The organism is Apilactobacillus ozensis DSM 23829 = JCM 17196, from assembly GCF_001435995.1.
GTDB lineage: Bacteria > Bacillota > Bacilli > Lactobacillales > Lactobacillaceae > Apilactobacillus > Apilactobacillus ozensis.
Genome location: NZ_AYYQ01000035.1, coordinates 156,897 through 175,818 on the forward strand (window position 1 = coordinate 156,897; position 18,922 = coordinate 175,818).

The 18,922-nt window shown below is 31.3% G+C and carries 12 protein-coding genes; all 12 read left to right on the forward strand.

The features are described 5' to 3' along the window. Positions 1-113: 113 nt before the first annotated feature. The 12 genes from dnaJ to FD06_RS06295 all read left to right on the forward strand — a co-directional run bounded on the left by dnaJ (position 114) and on the right by FD06_RS06295 (position 18,763). Positions 114-1,268 carry a molecular chaperone DnaJ gene (gene dnaJ / locus FD06_RS06240; protein WP_056966815.1) on the forward strand — a complete coding sequence of 385 codons (1,155 nt, stop codon included), beginning with the start codon at positions 114-116 and terminating at the stop codon, positions 1,266-1,268. 106 nt (positions 1,269-1,374) lie between these two features. After that, positions 1,375-3,213 (forward strand): translation elongation factor 4, encoded by a 1,839-nt coding sequence (gene lepA / locus FD06_RS06245; protein WP_056966817.1) that lies wholly within the window; start codon positions 1,375-1,377, stop codon positions 3,211-3,213. Positions 3,214-3,370: 157 nt separating this feature from the next. Beyond that, entirely contained in the window at positions 3,371-4,627 is a 1,257-nt protein-coding gene (locus FD06_RS06250) for a uracil-xanthine permease family protein (RefSeq protein WP_054656942.1), read from the forward strand. Between the two features lie 143 nt (positions 4,628-4,770). Next, complete coding sequence (locus tag FD06_RS06255) at positions 4,771-7,011, forward strand: bifunctional glycosyltransferase family 2 protein/CDP-glycerol:glycerophosphate glycerophosphotransferase (RefSeq protein ID WP_056966819.1); 2,241 nt, start codon at positions 4,771-4,773, stop codon at positions 7,009-7,011. 13 nt (positions 7,012-7,024) lie between these two features. Beyond that, a complete protein-coding gene (locus FD06_RS06260) occupies positions 7,025-12,073 on the forward strand; it encodes a bifunctional glycosyltransferase/CDP-glycerol:glycerophosphate glycerophosphotransferase (protein WP_056966821.1) in 5,049 nt (1,682 codons plus the stop codon). Positions 12,074-12,406: 333 nt separating this feature from the next. After that, entirely contained in the window at positions 12,407-13,141 is a 735-nt protein-coding gene (locus FD06_RS06265) for a DUF6198 family protein (RefSeq protein ID WP_056966823.1), read from the forward strand. 145 nt (positions 13,142-13,286) lie between these two features. Continuing rightward, positions 13,287-13,619 (forward strand): hypothetical protein, encoded by a 333-nt coding sequence (locus FD06_RS06270; RefSeq protein WP_054656911.1) that lies wholly within the window; start codon positions 13,287-13,289, stop codon positions 13,617-13,619. 45 nt (positions 13,620-13,664) lie between these two features. Further along, positions 13,665-14,540: a 50S ribosomal protein L11 methyltransferase gene (gene prmA, locus FD06_RS06275; protein WP_054656909.1), complete on the forward strand. Its 876-nt coding sequence runs from the start codon at positions 13,665-13,667 to the stop codon at positions 14,538-14,540. A 13-nt stretch (positions 14,541-14,553) separates the two neighbouring features. Then, positions 14,554-15,297 (forward strand): 16S rRNA (uracil(1498)-N(3))-methyltransferase, encoded by a 744-nt coding sequence (locus tag FD06_RS06280; RefSeq protein WP_054656908.1) that lies wholly within the window; start codon positions 14,554-14,556, stop codon positions 15,295-15,297. A 72-nt stretch (positions 15,298-15,369) separates the two neighbouring features. Then, positions 15,370-17,601: a RelA/SpoT family protein gene (locus tag FD06_RS06285; protein ID WP_056966824.1), complete on the forward strand. Its 2,232-nt coding sequence runs from the start codon at positions 15,370-15,372 to the stop codon at positions 17,599-17,601. A 21-nt stretch (positions 17,602-17,622) separates the two neighbouring features. After that, positions 17,623-18,069: a D-aminoacyl-tRNA deacylase gene (dtd, locus tag FD06_RS06290; RefSeq protein ID WP_054656906.1), complete on the forward strand. Its 447-nt coding sequence runs from the start codon at positions 17,623-17,625 to the stop codon at positions 18,067-18,069. A 40-nt stretch (positions 18,070-18,109) separates the two neighbouring features. Further along, the gene (locus FD06_RS06295) at positions 18,110-18,763 is read left to right on the forward strand and encodes an HAD-IA family hydrolase (protein WP_056966826.1); all 654 of its coding nucleotides are present in this window, start codon (positions 18,110-18,112) and stop codon (positions 18,761-18,763) included. The last annotated feature ends 159 nt before the right edge of the window (positions 18,764-18,922 follow it).

Here is an 18,922-nt window from a genome sequence, read left to right on the forward strand (position 1 = left end):
ATTACTAATGAGTGAATAAGAAGTCAAAGTCTGACTCGTTAGGCTTTGGCTTTTTATTTAACGATGTGCTACTCTTAGCATGACTTTTGAATAAAAATTGTGGGGGATTAAACATGGCTAGTAAAGACTATTATGATATTTTAGGTGTTTCTCGAGATGCTAGTGATAGTGATATTAAGCATGCATATCGAAAATTATCTAAAAAATATCATCCCGATTTAAATAAAGCACCAGATGCTGAAAAAAAGTTTAAAGAAATAACTGAAGCTTATGAAGTTTTAGGTGATAAAAACAAGCGTGCTAATTATGATCAATATGGTTCTGCCGATGGTCCACAAGGCTTTGGCGGTGCCGGTGGCGGTTTCGGCGGTGGTGCCGGAGGCTTTGGCGGCGCTGGCGGTTTTGGTGACTTTAGTGATATCTTTGGTTCTTTCTTCGGTGGTGGCGGACAGCGTCGACGTGATCCTAATGCTCCACAGCAAGGAAGAGATCTTCAATATCAAATGACGTTGAATTTTGAAGATGCTATTTTTGGTAAGAAAACTACCATTAAATATAACCGTGAAGCTCAATGTGACACTTGCCATGGAAATGGTGCTAAACCTGGAACTCATCCAGAAACTTGTCATAACTGTAATGGTAGTGGTTATGTCACTGCAGTAAGTAATACACCTTTAGGTAGAATGCAAACCCAAAGACCTTGTCCAGTATGTAATGGTTCAGGTAAAGAAATTAAAGAAAAGTGCCCAACTTGTGGTGGTTCAGGTAAAACTAATCAAAAACATGAAGTTGAGGTTAATATTCCAGCCGGTGTTGATGATGATCAACAAATGAGATTACAAGGTCAAGGTGAGGCTGGTACTAATGGCGGGCCTTATGGTGATTTATTCATTATCTTTAGGGTTAAAAAGAGTAATGAATTTGAAAGAAATGGTTTTAACTTAGATTATCAACAAGAAGTTTCATTTGCTCAAGCGGCTTTAGGTTGCGAAATTCCAGTTAAAACAGTTCACGGGGATGTAGAACTAAAGATTCCAGCTGGTACGCAAACTGGAACTACTTTCCGTCTTCGTGGAAAAGGTGTGCCTAAGCTAAATGGTAGTGGCAATGGTGATCAACACGTTCATATTAAAGTTGTTACACCTAAGAACTTGAATAAGCGTCAAAAGCAAGCTTTACAAGCATTTGCTGAAGCTAGTGGTGATAAAGAATATAAAAACGGTGGTTTCTTTGAAAAAATGAAAGATGCTATCAATGGTAATAAATAATAGATTAGAGCTATTTTTAAATAGCTCTTTTTTATTTGTTATAAATTATTACGATTGTTATAATTAGAGTATAAATTTAAGAGATTGAAAGTAGGAATAAACAAATATGGACATAAACAAGATGAAAGAGCATCAAAAATACATTCGTAATTTTTCGATTGTTGCCCATATCGATCATGGTAAGTCAACTTTGGCTGACCGAATTTTGGAAATGACCGATACAGTTGCTAAAAGAGATATGAAAAACCAACTGTTAGATAATATGGATTTGGAAAGAGAACGTGGAATTACAATTAAACTTAATGCGGTGGAACTAAATTATCATGCCAAGGATGGTCATGATTATGAATTTCATTTAATTGATACTCCGGGACATGTGGATTTTTCATATGAAGTTTCTAGAAGTTTAGCTGCCTGTGAAGGGGCTATTTTAGTGGTGGATGCTGCGCAAGGAGTTGAAGCTCAGACCTTAGCTAATGTATATTTAGCAATTGATGATGATTTAGAGATTGTGCCAGTAGTTAACAAAATCGATTTACCTTCTGCTGACCCTGACCGTGTTAAAAAAGAAATTGAAGATATCATTGGATTAGACACTTCCGATGCAGTTTTAGCTAGTGCTAAAAAAGGAATTGGAATTGAAAAATTATTGGAACAAATCGTTCGTAAAGTTCCAGCTCCACAAGGTAATTTAGATGATCCTCTAAAGGCGTTAGTATTTGATTCAATTTATGATGATTATCGTGGGGTTGTGCTAAGTGTTCGTTTATACGATGGAGTAGTTAAACCTGGTGATAAAATTCGCTTAATGAACAGTGGTAGCGAATATGAAGTTAATGAAGTGGGAGTTAATTCACCACATCCAGTTCAAAGAGAATATTTAATGGCAGGAGACGTTGGATACATTACTGCTAGTATTAAGGATATTGCTCAAACTCGAGTAGGTGATACGGTTACTAATGCTGATAATCCAGCAGCCGAATCATTACCAGGTTATCGTGAAATGGAACCAATGGTATATTCAGGACTTTATCCTACAGACAATGCTAAATTTGGTGATTTGAGAGAAGCTTTAGAAAAGCTAAAATTAAATGATGCAGCGTTGGAATTTGAACCAGAATCGTCACAAGCCTTAGGTTTCGGTTTTAGATGTGGATTCTTAGGATTGTTGCACATGGATGTAGTTCAAGAACGATTAGAACGTGAATTTAATTTAGATTTAATTACGACAGCTCCCTCTGTTACTTATCATGTAAGTACTACTGATGGTGAAACTAAACTAGTTGAAAATCCTTCTGAAATGCCAGATGCTTCAGAAATTAAACAAGTTTTAGAACCATACGTAAAAGCAACTGTTATGGTACCTAATGACTATGTGGGTGCGGTAATGGAATTATGTCAGCATCGTCGTGGACAATTTGAAACAATGGAATATGTAGATGATTACCGTGTCAATGTTATTTATCACATTCCATTATCTGAAATTATTTTTGACTTCTTCGATAATTTAAAATCAGCTACGCGTGGATATGCATCATTAGACTACGAATTAGAAGATTATAAGCAATCAGATTTAGTTAAAATCGATATTTTATTAAATGGTGAAAAAGTTGATGCTTTAAGTTTTATTTCACATCGTTCTTTTGCTGCTAGTCGTAGTCGTGACATTGTTGGTAAGTTGAAGAATATTATTCCAAGACAAAACTTTGAAATTCCGGTTCAAGCTGCTGTAGGTGCAAAAATTATTGCTAGAACTAACATTAAAGCATATCGTAAAGATGTTACCGCTAAACTTTATGGTGGTGACCGTACAAGAAGAATGAAGTTGTTAGAAAAGCAAAAAGCTGGTAAAAAACGTATGAAAGCAGTTGGAAAAGTTGATATTCCTCAAGAAGCTTTCATGGCAGTGCTACAAACTGATGAAGATGAAAAAGGAAAAAATTAAAAAATTTGACAAATTAAAGTTTTTTCTTTAGTATTATTGCAAATAACATAAGAGCTTTAAAATGGTCCCGTGAGACTAAGAAGCATTCGTTAAAAAATGAAAGTCTACTTTTCTTACGGGATTAGTAGGCTTTTTATTTTAGGACGGAGGAATTCTTTTGAAACACGACAATGATGTTATATTAGATGTTAACGATAAACCTAGTTTATTAATGTGGATTGGTCTATCGTTGCAACATATGTTTTCAATGTTTGGTAGTACGGTAATTGTGCCATTATTAGTTGGATTAAGTCCAAACATTGCTTTATTTGCATCAGGCGTGGGGACATTGTTGCATATTTTAGTTACCAAGAAACAAATACCTGCTTATATGGGCTCTAGCTTTGCATTTATTGTCCCCATGACAGCCTTAATGAAAACTACTGGATATCCCGGAATTGCTCAAGGGGTAATCGCAGTAGGAATTATTTATTTAATTGTTGCTTTAATTGTTTGGATGGTTGGTTCGCAATGGATAGATAAACTTTTACCACCAATTGTGGTAGGCCCTATCGTAATGGTAATTGGATTGTCCTTGGCAGGTAGTGCAGCACAAAATGCAACTATGAATAATGGTAAATACGATTTAAAGTTTGTAGCAGTAGCATTAATTACTCTAGCTTTAGCAATTTTATTTAATACATTTTTAAAAGGATTTTTAGGACTGATTCCAATTTTACTAGCGGTAGTTTGTGGATACGTTGTTTCAATAATGTTTGGTTTAGTTAATTTGCACACGATTGCTGTAGCACCATGGTTTGCAATGCCTAAATTTGAAATTCCATTTATTAATTATCATGTTCATTTAGAAGTCGGAGCTATACTGTCGATTGCACCTATAGCGTTAGTGACGATGACGGAACATTTGGGTCATATTATGGTTTTGGATGAATTGACAGGACGTAATTATATTAAAGACCCCGGGTTAAACCGAACTTTAACTGGGGATGGATTATCTTCAATCGCTGCTGGATTACTAGGTGGCCCAGCAATGACTAGCTATGGTGAAAATATTGGAGTTATGGCTATCACGAAAGTGCATAGTGTTTATGTTTTGATTGGTGCAGCCATCTTTGCGATTATCTTTTCATTTGTAAATAAGCTAAACGTTCTAATTATGCAAATGCCATTACCGGTTATTGGAGGAATTAGTTTCTTACTTTTCGGAACAATTGCTTCTAGCGGGATTAAAATACTAATCGAGAATCATGTTGATATGAATATCAAACGTAATCTTATGATAGTATCAACAGTTTTGGTTGTAGGTGTAGGAAACTTTAGCTTAAACATTTTTTGGTGGTTACCCCTTAGTGGATTAGCAGTTGCTACATTGTTAGGCATTATTTTAAATGCATTTCTACCACGTAAAGAATAATAAAAATGGCTCTTATAAGAGCCATTTTTTTATTGAATTGACTTTAATTTTTAATTTAAAGCGTATCTATTAATGATATAATACGGTATGTGTGAATTCGTTTTAGAAATTAAAAATGGAAAGAAAAGGAATGATTTTAGTTTATGAAATTGAGTATTATTACTCCTTGCAAAACTAAAGATATTGAAAAAATAAAACAATTAGCTACTAATTTAAATCGTCAAGATAACAAAGAAATTGAATGGATAGTAGCTTGTAACAGTAGTGAACTTGATTTAAGTGGATTAAATTTTCCAGTAGACATCATTAAATTTGATGGAGATAATGTTGCTCAAGCAAGGAATGCAGCAATTCGTGAGGCACATGGAGAATATTTAATGTTTGTAGATGCCGATGACTTCTTATTACCTGGCACAATTAACAATGTGATTGATAAATTAAAACCGGGTTGCTTAGTTGATTTAAAAGTGTATCCAACCTATGAGCCCGTTAACTCTTACTTCAATGAAATTAATCAAAAGCAAGAATTTAGAATGCCTAATTGGGCTTTTAGACGTAAGCCAGAGCCAGAAGCAGAAGAAACATTACTAAATGATAAATTTCATAAAGTTGATAAAAAATCAGTTTTTGAAGAAATTAGCCATTATTTAAAAATTAGCGGGAAAATAATCCCTAAGGGGGTCATTTGGGATAATGACATTTTGTTTGATGAAGAAAATCCTTTATATGATGACTTTTATTTTATGGGAAAAGTTTTAAATATCATTAATAGCTTCATTGAATTTGATACTTTTAAATATGTAAAGGTTAAACATAACGACCCAATTAACGACCCTTCATTAAGTCAAATTGAATGTGATGATAGATGGAATCAAATGCTTAATTCATTCATTAAGACTGCTGATTTGATCAATGCTAATAACTTAAAAGATTGTATAATTATACATTCAATTAAAAAAATCAATAAGTATTTTTATAATGCTGTTGTTAACAATCACTTCAGTAGTAGTAAGCAAAGTGAAATCATGGATATCATGAGTGGATATTTTGCTAGCATCGATCACAGACTATTTAAAAATGTAAACATTATTAGTCGCCATATTTTGTTTAATATTAGAAAACACAATTACGCTAAAGCTATTCGACAAATGAAATTAATTATAGCTTTGAGATATACACATAAAATACTACGCAATAAAGGGCGTGGAATTACTAGAGCTTACTATGAAGTTATTTGTAAAAAATTGAAAGTTAATGAAAAAGTCATAGTTTATGAATCATTTTTAGGTCGAAACTATTCAGATAGTCCTAAATATATTTATCAATACAGTCAAAAACATTATCCTGGTCAATTTAAACACGTTTGGATAGCTGCTAAAGGCTCAAATGTCAAAAAAGATTTAGCTAACGAACCTAACACTAAAGTAGTTAAAAGATTTGGCTTTAGATATATGTATTATTTAGGAATTTCTAAGTATCAGGTTATAAATATGCGTCAACCACGTTGGTTTAATAAGAAACCAGGAACTGTTTTTATGTCTACTTGGCATGGAACACCCTTAAAACATTTAGTTTTTGACATGGAAAATGTAGCCAGTGCAACTAGACTATATAAAAAAATATTTTATGAGCAATCTCGACAATGGGATTATTTAGTGACTGCTAATCAATTTTCAGTTGACGTTTTTAAGCATGCTTTTATGTATCCTGAACAAAAAATGATTAAGTCTGGTTATCCTAGAAATGATATTTTAAGTGCGCCAAATCGTGAAGAATTATCCCGAAATATTAAAGAAAAGTTGGGAATTCCATTAAATAAAAAAGTTATTCTATATGCTCCAACTTGGCGTGATGATGAATATGTTGATGTTGGTCAATATAAATTTCAGTTAAAATTAAATATTGCTAAATTAAGAGAACAGTTAGGTGACGATTATGTCATGGTACTTAGAACGCATTATTTCATCACTAACAATTTAGATACTTCTGGATTTGGCAATTTTGTATATAATGAATCTAGTTACGATGACATATCGGAATTATATTTGATTTCCGACATTTTAATAACTGATTATTCTAGTGTGTTCTTTGATTATTCAATATTGAGAAGGCCAATTTTATATTACGTTTATGATTATGATAAATACGCTAGTGTGTTACGCGGATTCTATTTAGATATGAATAAAGACTTACCAGGACCACTTTTGAAAACTAGTGATGAAGTTATTGATTCAATTAAGAATATTGACCAAGTAAGCACTGAATATGCTGACAAATATGCTAAATTTAATGAACGATTTAGTAAATGGGAAGATGGTCATGCATCCGAACGTGTGGTTAATATGTTGTTGAAAAATGATGCAAGAGTTAAAAAAATTGATTGAGGTGAACTTTTAAATGCAAAGACCTGATCTTAGTGTGGTAGTGGCCTGTTACAATGTAGACAATTTTTTAAGAGATTGTTTGGATTCAATTGCTAATACTGAGTTTCCTAAAGAAAATTTAGAAGTTTTGATGATTGACGACGGTGCTACAGATAGTACCCCGCAAATTATAGATGAGTATGCTAAAAAATATGACTTCTTTAAAGCTTTTCATAAAGAAAATGGTGGAATCAGTTCTACTAGAAACTTTGGAATTGACAAAGCTAACGGAAAATATCTAGCTTTTGTTGATGGTGATGATATTGTGCCATCTGACGCTTATACTAAAATGGTTTATAAAGCTGAGATGAATAATTCTGATGTAACATTAGGTTTTGTTAAAAGATTTGATTCTAGTCGTTATCAAAATTCATTTTTACACAAATTTGCTGTTAAAGATGATTTAGACCGAACTCATATTAGTAATAATCATGACCTTTTGTATGACACAACTGTCTGGAATAAAGTGTACCGGCTAGATTTTTTGAAAGATAATAATATTAAATTTATTCCAGATATTATTTATGAAGATATACCTTTTACAATGCTAATTCACTTGTTATCTAAAAATACCACAGTAATTAGTGACGTAGTTTATAATTGGCGTTGGCGAGAAACACATGATTCAATTACGCAAAGTCGTAATGCGATTACTAACTTTAATAGTCGTTTAAATGCTTTAAATATTTGTTGGGATATTTTGAAAAAGTATGATTATCTGAAAAATGATGATTTAATTAATGCTTTTAAAACTAAAATATTGAATTTGGATCTATACATTTTCTTAGAAAATGTTGGTGATAATGAAGAAGATTATATCTACAAGATTCAAGAATTAGTGTATAAATTTTTAAGAGATTGGCAAATGCTAGACTTAAAACTAGCTAGTTCATTATCTATAAAACATCAAGTGGTATACTATGCAGTTAAAACTGGCAATTTAAATTTGTTGAAGAGATTTACTTACGATAAAAACGTAATTGAATTTAAACATACACTTAGAGGTAAAAAGTATTCTGTAAGCATTGTAGATAATAATGACCCTGAACTAATAAAAAACATTAATTTTTACGATGATTCTTTAAATATTGCGCAACGTTTAAACAATTTTTATTACGCTAAGCAGGATACCGAAATTGCTGGCTCTGGCTTTTTCAAAATAAATCATTTGCCATTAGTTAAACGAGTGGGTAAGGAAAATAATGTTAATGAAAAAATATCTGCAAAGTTAGTCAATGTTGATAATGGCAAGCAGATGTCAATTTCTTTTAAAAGAATTGCAACATCCAGATATAAGCGAATTTTAAGGCCCAAGTCAGCTTGGAAAAATGCTAAATATCGATTTAGATTTGATATTGAAAAAGCAGTCAATACTTTAGGCATAGGGACTTGGAAAATCCGTTCTACCAATCAAGTAGACGGGAAATTTATTGCTAGTGAATTCATTTCTAATCCTAGAGGTAAAGCTACTGATAAAGTTTTAAAACCATTAGATAAGTATAATGTTAGAATTTCTTCTAAATTTAATACTAATAATGAATTATCTTTTACAGTTGATTCTCTAAATTTAATTGGTTCAGATAAAGCCAATTGGATTAGAAAACCAGTTATCAACGAAAATAAGATTAATTTTGAAGCAGGAATTATTAATCCAGATACAGTCAAAGCCATTATTAGTGATGATAACGGAAAATTTGTTGATGGTAATATCTCTTCAAACAATGGTAAATGTTTAATAAGTTTTGATATTAAAAGTATAGAAAAAACATTTATGCATAAAAAAGGTCATTTATTGCTGTTGCATACTCGTACAAATCATAAAATTAATTATGAATTTGAAGTTAATAGTTCTAATGAACATTTTAATGTTTTGGATAATAAAGATTTAAACGTATATCAAAACAATACACCAAATATACTGATTTCTATGAGTTATAGAAACGCTAATTTGAGCAGTATTAAAATTGTAGGTCATAAAACGTTAAAAATTAATACTAGTTTAAATATTGATTTGGCTAATTATAAACTTGATTTATCCAAAAGCAAAATTGAAATGATTAGTACTGATAAATCGGTTAGAAAAGTTATCGATGCTGACAATGGTAACTTTAAAATTAATAATAATGCGTTTTCTTTTGAAGTTGAGATGCTAAAAAAACACCAAGATAATTTGAATATTTTAAAGGGAAACTACGTATTTAAGTTATATTTAAATATTAATAATTCAATTAAATTAGTTAAATTACTTAATACGGATGCAATTAAACTTAATAAAACTAAAATAGCTTTGAATAGTAAGCAGGATGTTGCCTTTGTAAATGCTAAAAGTAATCATTTAGATGAGCTAACTGTAAGAGTAACTCAACCATTTGTGGGCTTTTTAAGTAAAAGTAAGGCTCGTCGAGCAATTAGCTATTCCGTATTGTACCCATTAATGCGTTTATTACCATTGCGTAAAGTTATGGTATTTGATGCTTATTGGTCCAGTAAGTTTGATAGTAATGAAAAATTAATGTATGAATATGTTCAAAAACATCATCCCGAAATTAAAACAGTGTGGTTTTTCAAAAATAGTCAGACTGAGATAAATGGAAATGGACTTAGAGTTAAAACTGATAGCTTTAAATATTGGTACTATTTAGCTGTATCTAAATATTTAATTCAAAACACTAATTTTCCTAATCAATATTTGAAACGTAAAAATCAAATTGAAGTAGAAACATTGCATGGAACTTTCTTAAAGCATATGGGATTCGATGAACCATATTTCAGAACTGCAACACCCAAAATTCAAAATGCTTTTGCTAGACGGAATCGTCGTTGGGACTATATGGTAGTTCCATCTGAATATATGGCTAGGACTGCCAGCTCAGCCTTTGATTATCATCAAAAATTAATTAAGGCTGGTTTTCCACGTAACGATGAACTTTATACTAACAATAATGAGACTTACATTAATCATGTTAAAGAAAAACTAGGTATTCCAAAAGATAAAAAAGTTATTTTATACGCACCAACATATCGTGCTGACGAAGGATTTGATTTTAATCTTAACCTAGATGATTTAGAGAAAAATTTATCAGAAGAGTACGTACTGTTAGTTCGTTTACATTACTTTGTAGCACATTCTAATAGTTTTTATGACAATCCAGGTTTTGTTTTTGATGTTTCAGATTATGAAAATATTAATGATTTATATTTGATTAGTGATTTAATGATTACAGATTATTCGTCTGTAATGTTTGACTACGCACATCTTAAACGTCCAATGTTATTTTATGCGTATGATAAAGATTGGTATTTAGATGACGAAAACCGAGGAGTTTATTTAGATTACGAAAAAGAAATTCCTGGTCCAATTGTCGAAAACCAAAATGATTTAGTTAAATGTATCAAAAATATTAGTAATATTTCCGTGGAATATGATGCCAAATTATCTGATTTTCACGATAAATTTGCTGAGTTTGGTAATGCTGGGGATGCCTCTAAAAACGTCGTGGAAACTATCCTGGCTACCAAGAATTCTGATTTAGATCAAGAACCAGTTAAAAAAGTTATTTTTAATAAATTCTGGCATTTCTTTAAAATTAAGAATTTTCAAGCGACTATGCTTAACTATCTTTCTAACAAATTATCTAAGAAGAATATTATTATGTTCGAAAGCTTCTTTGGTACTCAATATTCAGATAATCCTAAAGCAATTTATGAATACATGAAGAAAAACCATCCAGAGTATAAGATGTATTGGAATGTTAACTCTGAGTATGTTGATTACTTTAAGGAACATAATATTCCTTATATTGTTAGATTTGGTTATAAAGGTATTTTTAAACAATCGCGTGCTAAATATTGGGTAACTAATGTGCGAAGACCATTTAGGTGGCATCCAGCCAAAGATACTACTGTATTGCAAACTTGGCACGGGACACCTTTAAAAACAATTGGGGCCGATGTTAACATTGTTACTATGCCTGGGAATAATCCGGCTAAATATCATAAACAAGTTTATAACGATGACCGTCGTTGGAGTAAATTGATTGCACCTAATATGTATTCTAACTTAATCATGCAAAGAGCATTTAGAAAAAATGAAAATCAAATGATGCTAACCGGATATCCTAGAAATGATATTTTATCCAACTATACTGATGCTGATATAGTCAGAATTAAGAATAAGCTTGGTATTAGCGGTGATAAAAAGGTTATTTTATATGCACCGACTTGGCGTGATGATGAGTATGTTAAAGATAGTGAATTTACTGCCAGGTTACATCTTGATTTAAATAAAATAAAATCTCATTATGGTAAAGATGTTTTGATTTTAGTTAGAACGCATTATCTAATATCTAATAGTTTAGACTTATCCGACTTTAGTGATATTGCCATGGATGTAAGTTTGTATGAAGATATTTCAGAACTATATTTAGTTAGTGATGTGTTAATCACTGATTATTCATCTGTAATGTTTGATTATTCTATTTTAAAACGTCCAATTATTTTCTTTGCTTATGATTTAGAAAAATACGCTGGAGATATTCGTGGCTTTTACTTTGATTTTGTTAATAGTGCTCCTGGTAAAATTGTTAAAACCAGCGATGAAGTTATCAGTGAATTAGATAATATTTTCAAAAATCATTGGGAGCCAGATGATAAATACATTGCATTTTATAATAAATATAATAAATGGATGGATGGTTCCGCTACTGAAAGAGTAGTTAATCAGTTATTAAATGATAATAACGTTAAGATGAATTTCGATGATAATTTATCTAAATATAATTTACGCAATCTGATGTCATTAAAAGACGGTACAGCAGTTTGGGATGTAAACAAAGATTTTACTGTGGATGACAGTCGTGGATTTTTAGAAAATTACAATTGTTCTGTTAACGACAAATTCAAAGTCAATAAAGTTATGTTTTTACAGTCACAAGCTTTTGATGAGCAAGTTGGAAATATTGTATATGCATTAATTGAATACAATGGTAAACCAGCATATGTTAATGCTGACAACTTAGAATAAGCTATAAGATCTAACACTTAGTCAAGTGCTAGATCTTTTTTAGTTTATTTAAAAATAGGGGTTTATTTTATAAATGAAATGTTATATAATTCTTATTGTTATAAAATTCACAATGAAAAATAACTTTGGTGATTTAATTTTTCTAAGTATTAAATAGTAAAATCACATTCATTTTTGTATAATAAACACTTGTATTTTATGAATTTTTGTTTATAATTAGAATGTGATTGTGATTAAGTTAACTATTTATCTTATAATATTTTTGCACTAAATAGTATATATATTCACAAATGACTGAAGTTATTTTAAATTTAATAAGGACGAGTGATATTTATGGAAAATAGCGTTAAAGCTAAAAGAACTATTTCAATGACTAGTTCAATCATTTATTTTGCAATTTCTCTAATCATTAATTCTTGTGGTAACGTTTTAACACTTGTAACTAGTGCTAAAATTCATCCTCAATTTTTAGGATCTGCTTACTGGACAGCTGCAGAAAATAATTTAGGAATTGCCGTGTTAGGAAACGGAAAATGGAGTTTATTTTGGGCTTTCTTTGGATTAGGTATGTTGACTACTGTACTTAATGCAATTTTAGTTGGACACTGGAGTTGGGGCCGAGCAATTGGTAATGCCATCTTCCTTGGACCTTTCTCACTATTAATTCAATTCTTTAATAACGTATTTATTAAAGTTCTACCTGATGCTAACAATATGTTTATGATAGTGCTATATGTATTATTGAACTTCTTGGGTGTTGCTTTAATTGCGGTTGCTATTTCAATTTACCAAAGGGTTAACTTAGCTCTACATCCTGCTGATGACTTAATGCAAATTCTTCGCTTTAAATACTGCAATGGTAATGCTGCCAAAGCAATGTGGTTCTCTTACATTCCACCTACTGTAATGGCTGTTATCGCCGTTATTCTTACTGGTAAGATTGAATACTTTGGATTAGGTACTGTGTTTGCCTTCTTCTTCCAAGGTGGTATCACTGGTATTTCTGATAAATTTGTCTTTAGAAGTTTGAAACATCAAGCACTTGATGTTGGTGACAGTAAAAAATAGTTCAAAAACACCTTTGATGATTGTCAAAGGTGTTTTTTTGTTAGATAAATTTTCTTGCTATTTTGTTAAAACTTTATTATGATATTAATTAATATAGTCAGTTCGATTGTTTAATTTATTAACTAATTCTGGGGGGTGTATCACGATGTTAAATCGTACTAAACAATTTTTACGCAGCAATGGTTATTACTATAAAAAAACTTACATTCGACCTTTGTTTACTCCAGATAATGTTTATGTATTTAGATTTGGTAAAAAGCATTTGAACAATCGTTTAATTGTAAGATATGGTCATAAATGGACCGGTAGACAAAAAATCAATGAAATTGATTTAAGACTTCATAAGCAAAACCATCCGCGTATTTTTAACGATGAAAATGGACTGCTAATTTATTTAGAAAGCCATTTAAAAGAGCATGAACAAAAATTAGCGGCAATTAAAGCAAAAGAATTAGAAAATAAAAGTGCGTCCAAGTAATTGGAGGCACTTTTATTCTTAAATAACGAGTATAGGAGTTTTGAAATGATTTGGAAAGAACTAGAAGTAAGCGTTAATAATGAAGCTAAAGATGCAGTTATTAATATTTTGATGGACTTAGATTCATCTGGAGTAAAAATTGACGAATTAGAAAATAATCGAATAACGATAACTTCGTATCATTCTAGCGACATAGACTTAGATACTTTATTACCGGGACTTAAGTCTAAAATAGGCAATCTAAGCGAATATGGCCTAAATCCCGGTGAAATTAAAGTTACTACTTCTGACAATAATGATGATGCTTGGAGTCACGAGTGGGAAAAATACTATGAAGTTACGAAGATAACTAGATATTTAACGGTTGTACCTAAATGGAAAGCTTATCAACCAACAAATAGTGACGAAATAATTTTGAAAATGAATCCTGGAAAAGCTTTTGGAACAGGATTACATCCAACCACTATCCTTTGCTTACAAGCACTAGAAATGTATATAAGAGGACAAGAAGAAGTTTTAGATGTAGGAACCGGTACCGCAATATTAAGTATTGCGGCTAAAAAAATGGGGGCAGGTAAAACTTATGCCTTTGATAACGATGACAATGCGATTGTGTCTTCGAAAGAAAATATTGAATTAAACGACTTATCAAATGAAATTGTGATTAAAAAGAATAGTTTGCTGGATAACATAAGCCGTAATGTTGATTTAATAGTTGCTAATATGTTACCTGAAGCCATTTTTCCATTGATTCCACAAGCTTTTAATAATTTAAAAGAAAACGGTGTCTTTATAATATCAGGAATTATAGATGAAAAGTTAACTGATACTATCAATAAACTAAAGACTAATCATTTTACGATTAAACAAACTTTTGCGTTGAAAAATTGGCGTGGCATTGTAGCTATTAAAGAAGTTTAGGAGTGTATATTTAATGCAACACTATTTTATAGATAAAGAATTAACTGAGCATCAAACATTTATTTTACCCAACGATATATACCATCATTTTGTATCGGTATTACGTTCAAAAGTTGGTGAAAAGTGTGAGATAGTAGACTCTAGCGAGAAAAATTTTATTGCTCAATTAATTTCTACTGCTAAAGATGAAGTTAATATCAAAATTTTAGAATTAAATCCTAAAAATGTGGAGTTTCCTTATTCAGTAAATATTATTTGTGGAATTCCTAAAAAGGAAAAGGCAGAGTGGATAGTTCAAAAGGCTACTGAAATGGGAGCTAAGAGCATAACATTTGTTGATACCGATTGGTCTATTGCTAAATGGACTGGTAATAAGATAAACCGCAAACTAGAAAGATTGAATAAGATTGCTAGAAGTGCCGCTGAGCAATCTCATCGTAACATCATCCCTAAAGTTGGTTTTTATAATAACATTCAAGAAATTAAAAATGTTAACTATGATGTTAAAGTTTTAGCTTATGAAGAATCAGCTAAGCAAGGTGAAAAGTCAGCTTTAAAAACTTGTTTAGATAATCTAAAACAGAATAATTCTATCGTTGCTTTCTTTGGACCTGAAGGTGGTATTTCACCCAAAGAAGTCAACTGTTTAAATGAATTAGGTTTCATAAATTGTGGATTAGGGGCTAGAATTTTGCGTACAGAAACAGCACCTTTGTATTTCTTATCGGCACTATCGTTTGAATGTGAATTACGGTAGTTTTCCTTAATTTTTCAAACTGTGCTAAAATGTGGAATTAATAATTAATTTATTTTCAAGGGGTGACTTCATATGTCTAAGCATGAAGAATGGTCTTCAGTCGATGTTTTTGATCAAGCTAGTAAATATATGAATCAAAAACAACTGTCTTTGGTTAAAAAAGCTTATGAGTTTGCTAAAATTTGTCATGATGGTCAAAAACGTCAGTCTGGTGAGGCTTACATTATCCATCCTATTCAGGTTGCTAGTATTTTAGTATCTTTAAAAATGGATGCTGAAACGATTAGTGCTGGGTTTTTGCACGATGTAGTGGAAGATACGGGAGCTAATTTGTCTGATATTAAAGAACTATTTGGTGATAACATTGGTTTAATTGTTGATGGAGTTACTAAATTAGGTAAGATTAAGTACAAATCTAATCAAGAGCAATTAGCAGAAAATCATCGTAAGTTATTGCTAGCAATGTGTCAGGATATTAGAGTGATGATAGTTAAACTAGCGGACCGTCTTCATAACATGCGTACACTTGGACATTTAAGACCAGAAAAGCAACGCAGAATTGCTAATGAAACTTTGGAAATTTATGCTCCTTTAGCTGATCGTCTAGGAATCGGTACAATTAAATGGGAACTAGAAGATATATCATTGAGATATCTAAATCCACAACAGTATTATCGAATTGTTCATTTGATGAATTCTAAGCGTAATCAAAGAGAAGAATATATACAAATAGCTATTAAAGATGTTAAAAAGTCGATTAAAAGTTTAAACATGTCTAACGTCGAGATATATGGTCGTCCTAAGCATATTTACTCTGTTTATAAAAAAATGAAGGATAAACATAAACAGTTTAGTGAGATATATGATTTGCTGGCAGTTAGAGTAATTGTTGATTCAATTAAGGATTGTTATGGAATTTTAGGGGCGATTCATGCACAATGGCCTCCAATGCCTAGAAGGTTTAAAGATTACATTGCTATGCCAAAAGCTAATATGTATCAGTCGTTGCATACTACAGTTATTGGACCTGAAGGCAGACCTTTAGAAGCGCAAATTAGAACCCATAAGATGCAACAAGTTGCTGAATATGGGGTTGCTGCTCATTGGGCTTATAAAGAAGGCGTCAGGGATGAAGTTAAATCTTCAAACGATAATAATCGTTTAAATTGGTTTAAACGAATTATTGAATTACAAGAAGACACTGATAATGCTTCAGACTTTATGACTAGTGTGAAGGGCGAACTATTTGGTGATCATGTTTATGCATTTACTCCTAAGGGGGATGTGCTTGAACTTCCTAAGGGCGCTGGGCCATTAGATTTGGCATACTTAATTCATACTGATGTTGGTAATAAAACTACTGGGGCTCGTGTTAATGGGAAAATTGTGCCACTAGATTATAAAATCAAAAATGGTGATATTGTTAGTATCATGACATCAACTAATTCTGCAGGTCCTAGTGAAGACTGGATACATTTAGTTTCAACTAGTCGTGCTCGTCATAAAATCAAACAGTTCTTTAAAAAAAGAGATCGCGACAAAAATATTTTAAATGGTCATGAAACTTTAAATAAATTGATTAAAGAAAATGGTTATGATGTTAAGGCTGTTTTAGAAAAAGATAATCTCAACAAAGTTCTTAATGCAATGAAATTTCATCACATTGATGACTTATATGCAGCGATTGGTTTTGGAGATGTTCAGCCACAAAGTGTTGTTAATAACCTAACCTCAGATATTAGAAATGCTGAAGAAAAAGAAAAACAAGCACGTGAACAAAAAGAATTGTTAGAAAATCACCAGACTATTTCACCAGAAGAAAATGACAAGTTTAAAAATATCAGCAGTACATCTGAAGGAGTTATTATCAAAGGTGTCGACAATTTACTTTTAAGGTTAAGTCATTGTTGTTCCCCAATTCCAGGCGATAAAATTGTTGGATATATTACTAAGGGTCGAGGCGTTTCAGTTCACCGTTATGATTGTCCAAATATTAAAAAGGCTGAAGATAGTGGTGAAAGACTAATTAATGTTAGCTGGGCTGATAATTTAGAAAATAAAAACATTTATGAAGCAATGATTGAAGTGCAAGGATATAATCGTGGTGGATTTTTAAATGACGTGATAAAAACAGTTAATAACGTAACTAAACAAATTAATTCAGTTGAAGGTAAAGTTACACATGATAAACTTATTACTATTTCCATGAAAATAGGTGTTAGAAACATTAATCAACTTAAAATGATTATTGATCACGTTAAAAACATTCATGATATTTATGTCGTACAACGCCCATTTAAATAATTAAATAGGATGTGAGTAAGCATGCGAGTGGTTTTACAAAGAGTAAACAGTGCAAGTGTTTCAATTGATGGTAAAGAATATAGTTCAATTAAATTAGGATATTTATTACTGGTGGGTATTCAAGATGATGATACCGAAGAAGAATTAGACTATTTGATAAGAAAAATAACTAATTTAAGAATTTTTGAAGATGACCAACATAAAATGAATTTAAACGTTAAACAAGTTAACGGGTCAATCTTGTCAGTATCTCAATTTACTCTCTATGCTGATACTAAACATGGTAATCGTCCATCATTTGTTAAAGCTGGTAAACCTGAATATGCAGAAAAATTATATAACAAATTTAATGATAAATTGGCACTTAGCGGAATTAAAGTCAGCACCGGAATTTTTGGTGCTGACATGAAAGTTGATATCCAAAATGATGGACCATGCACCATTATTTTTGATACGGATAATAAATAAAAGAACCTAGAATAGGTTCTTTTATTATGGAGTGATTTATATGAAAAATATAATTTGGGACTTTGATGGGACTTTATTTGATACCTATCCCCAAATGGTTAACAGTTTTCTGTTGGCATTGAACAAGATGCATATCGATGATTTTGAAATTGACGAGTATGAAATATATGAAATAATGCGGAGACATTCTCTATCTATAGCTATTCAAAAATATTCAGCACATTTTAATTTAGATCCTGAAAAGTTAAGAAAAAACTATTCACACTTTGAAAATCAAAATGTTTTGAATGCTAAACCATTTCAGAATGCTGAATCATTATTGAAAAATAGCGTAGATAATGGAATGAAAAATTTCATTTTAACGCATCGAGACCAAGAAACACTTTTTAAATTACTAAACAATAATCATTTGTCCAAATGCTTTGAAGATATAGTTGATAAAGATAGTGATTTTCCGCGAAAGCCCAATCCAGCTGCTATTAATCATTTAATTGAAGTAAATAAGTTAGACAGATACGCAACCATGATGATTGGCGATCGGATTATAGATATCAAAGCTGGTCTAAATGCGGGAATTAAAACGGGACTATTTGATCCAGATGCAATTATTATTGAAAAATCAAATGCGGACTATCAGTTTTCTAACATGTATGATTTAAATTTATTTTTGAATGATTCCAAAAAAGATAAATAGTAAATCTTGACTTTTTGTATTTTTTAATTTAATCTGAAATAGAATTAAATATTTTACCTATGATAAAGAATAGTACGGTTTATCTTGTTGCAAAGAGAACATCTGAATGCTGAAAAGATGGGTTCAAGATTACTGAAAGACGCTTTTGAGGTTAATGAC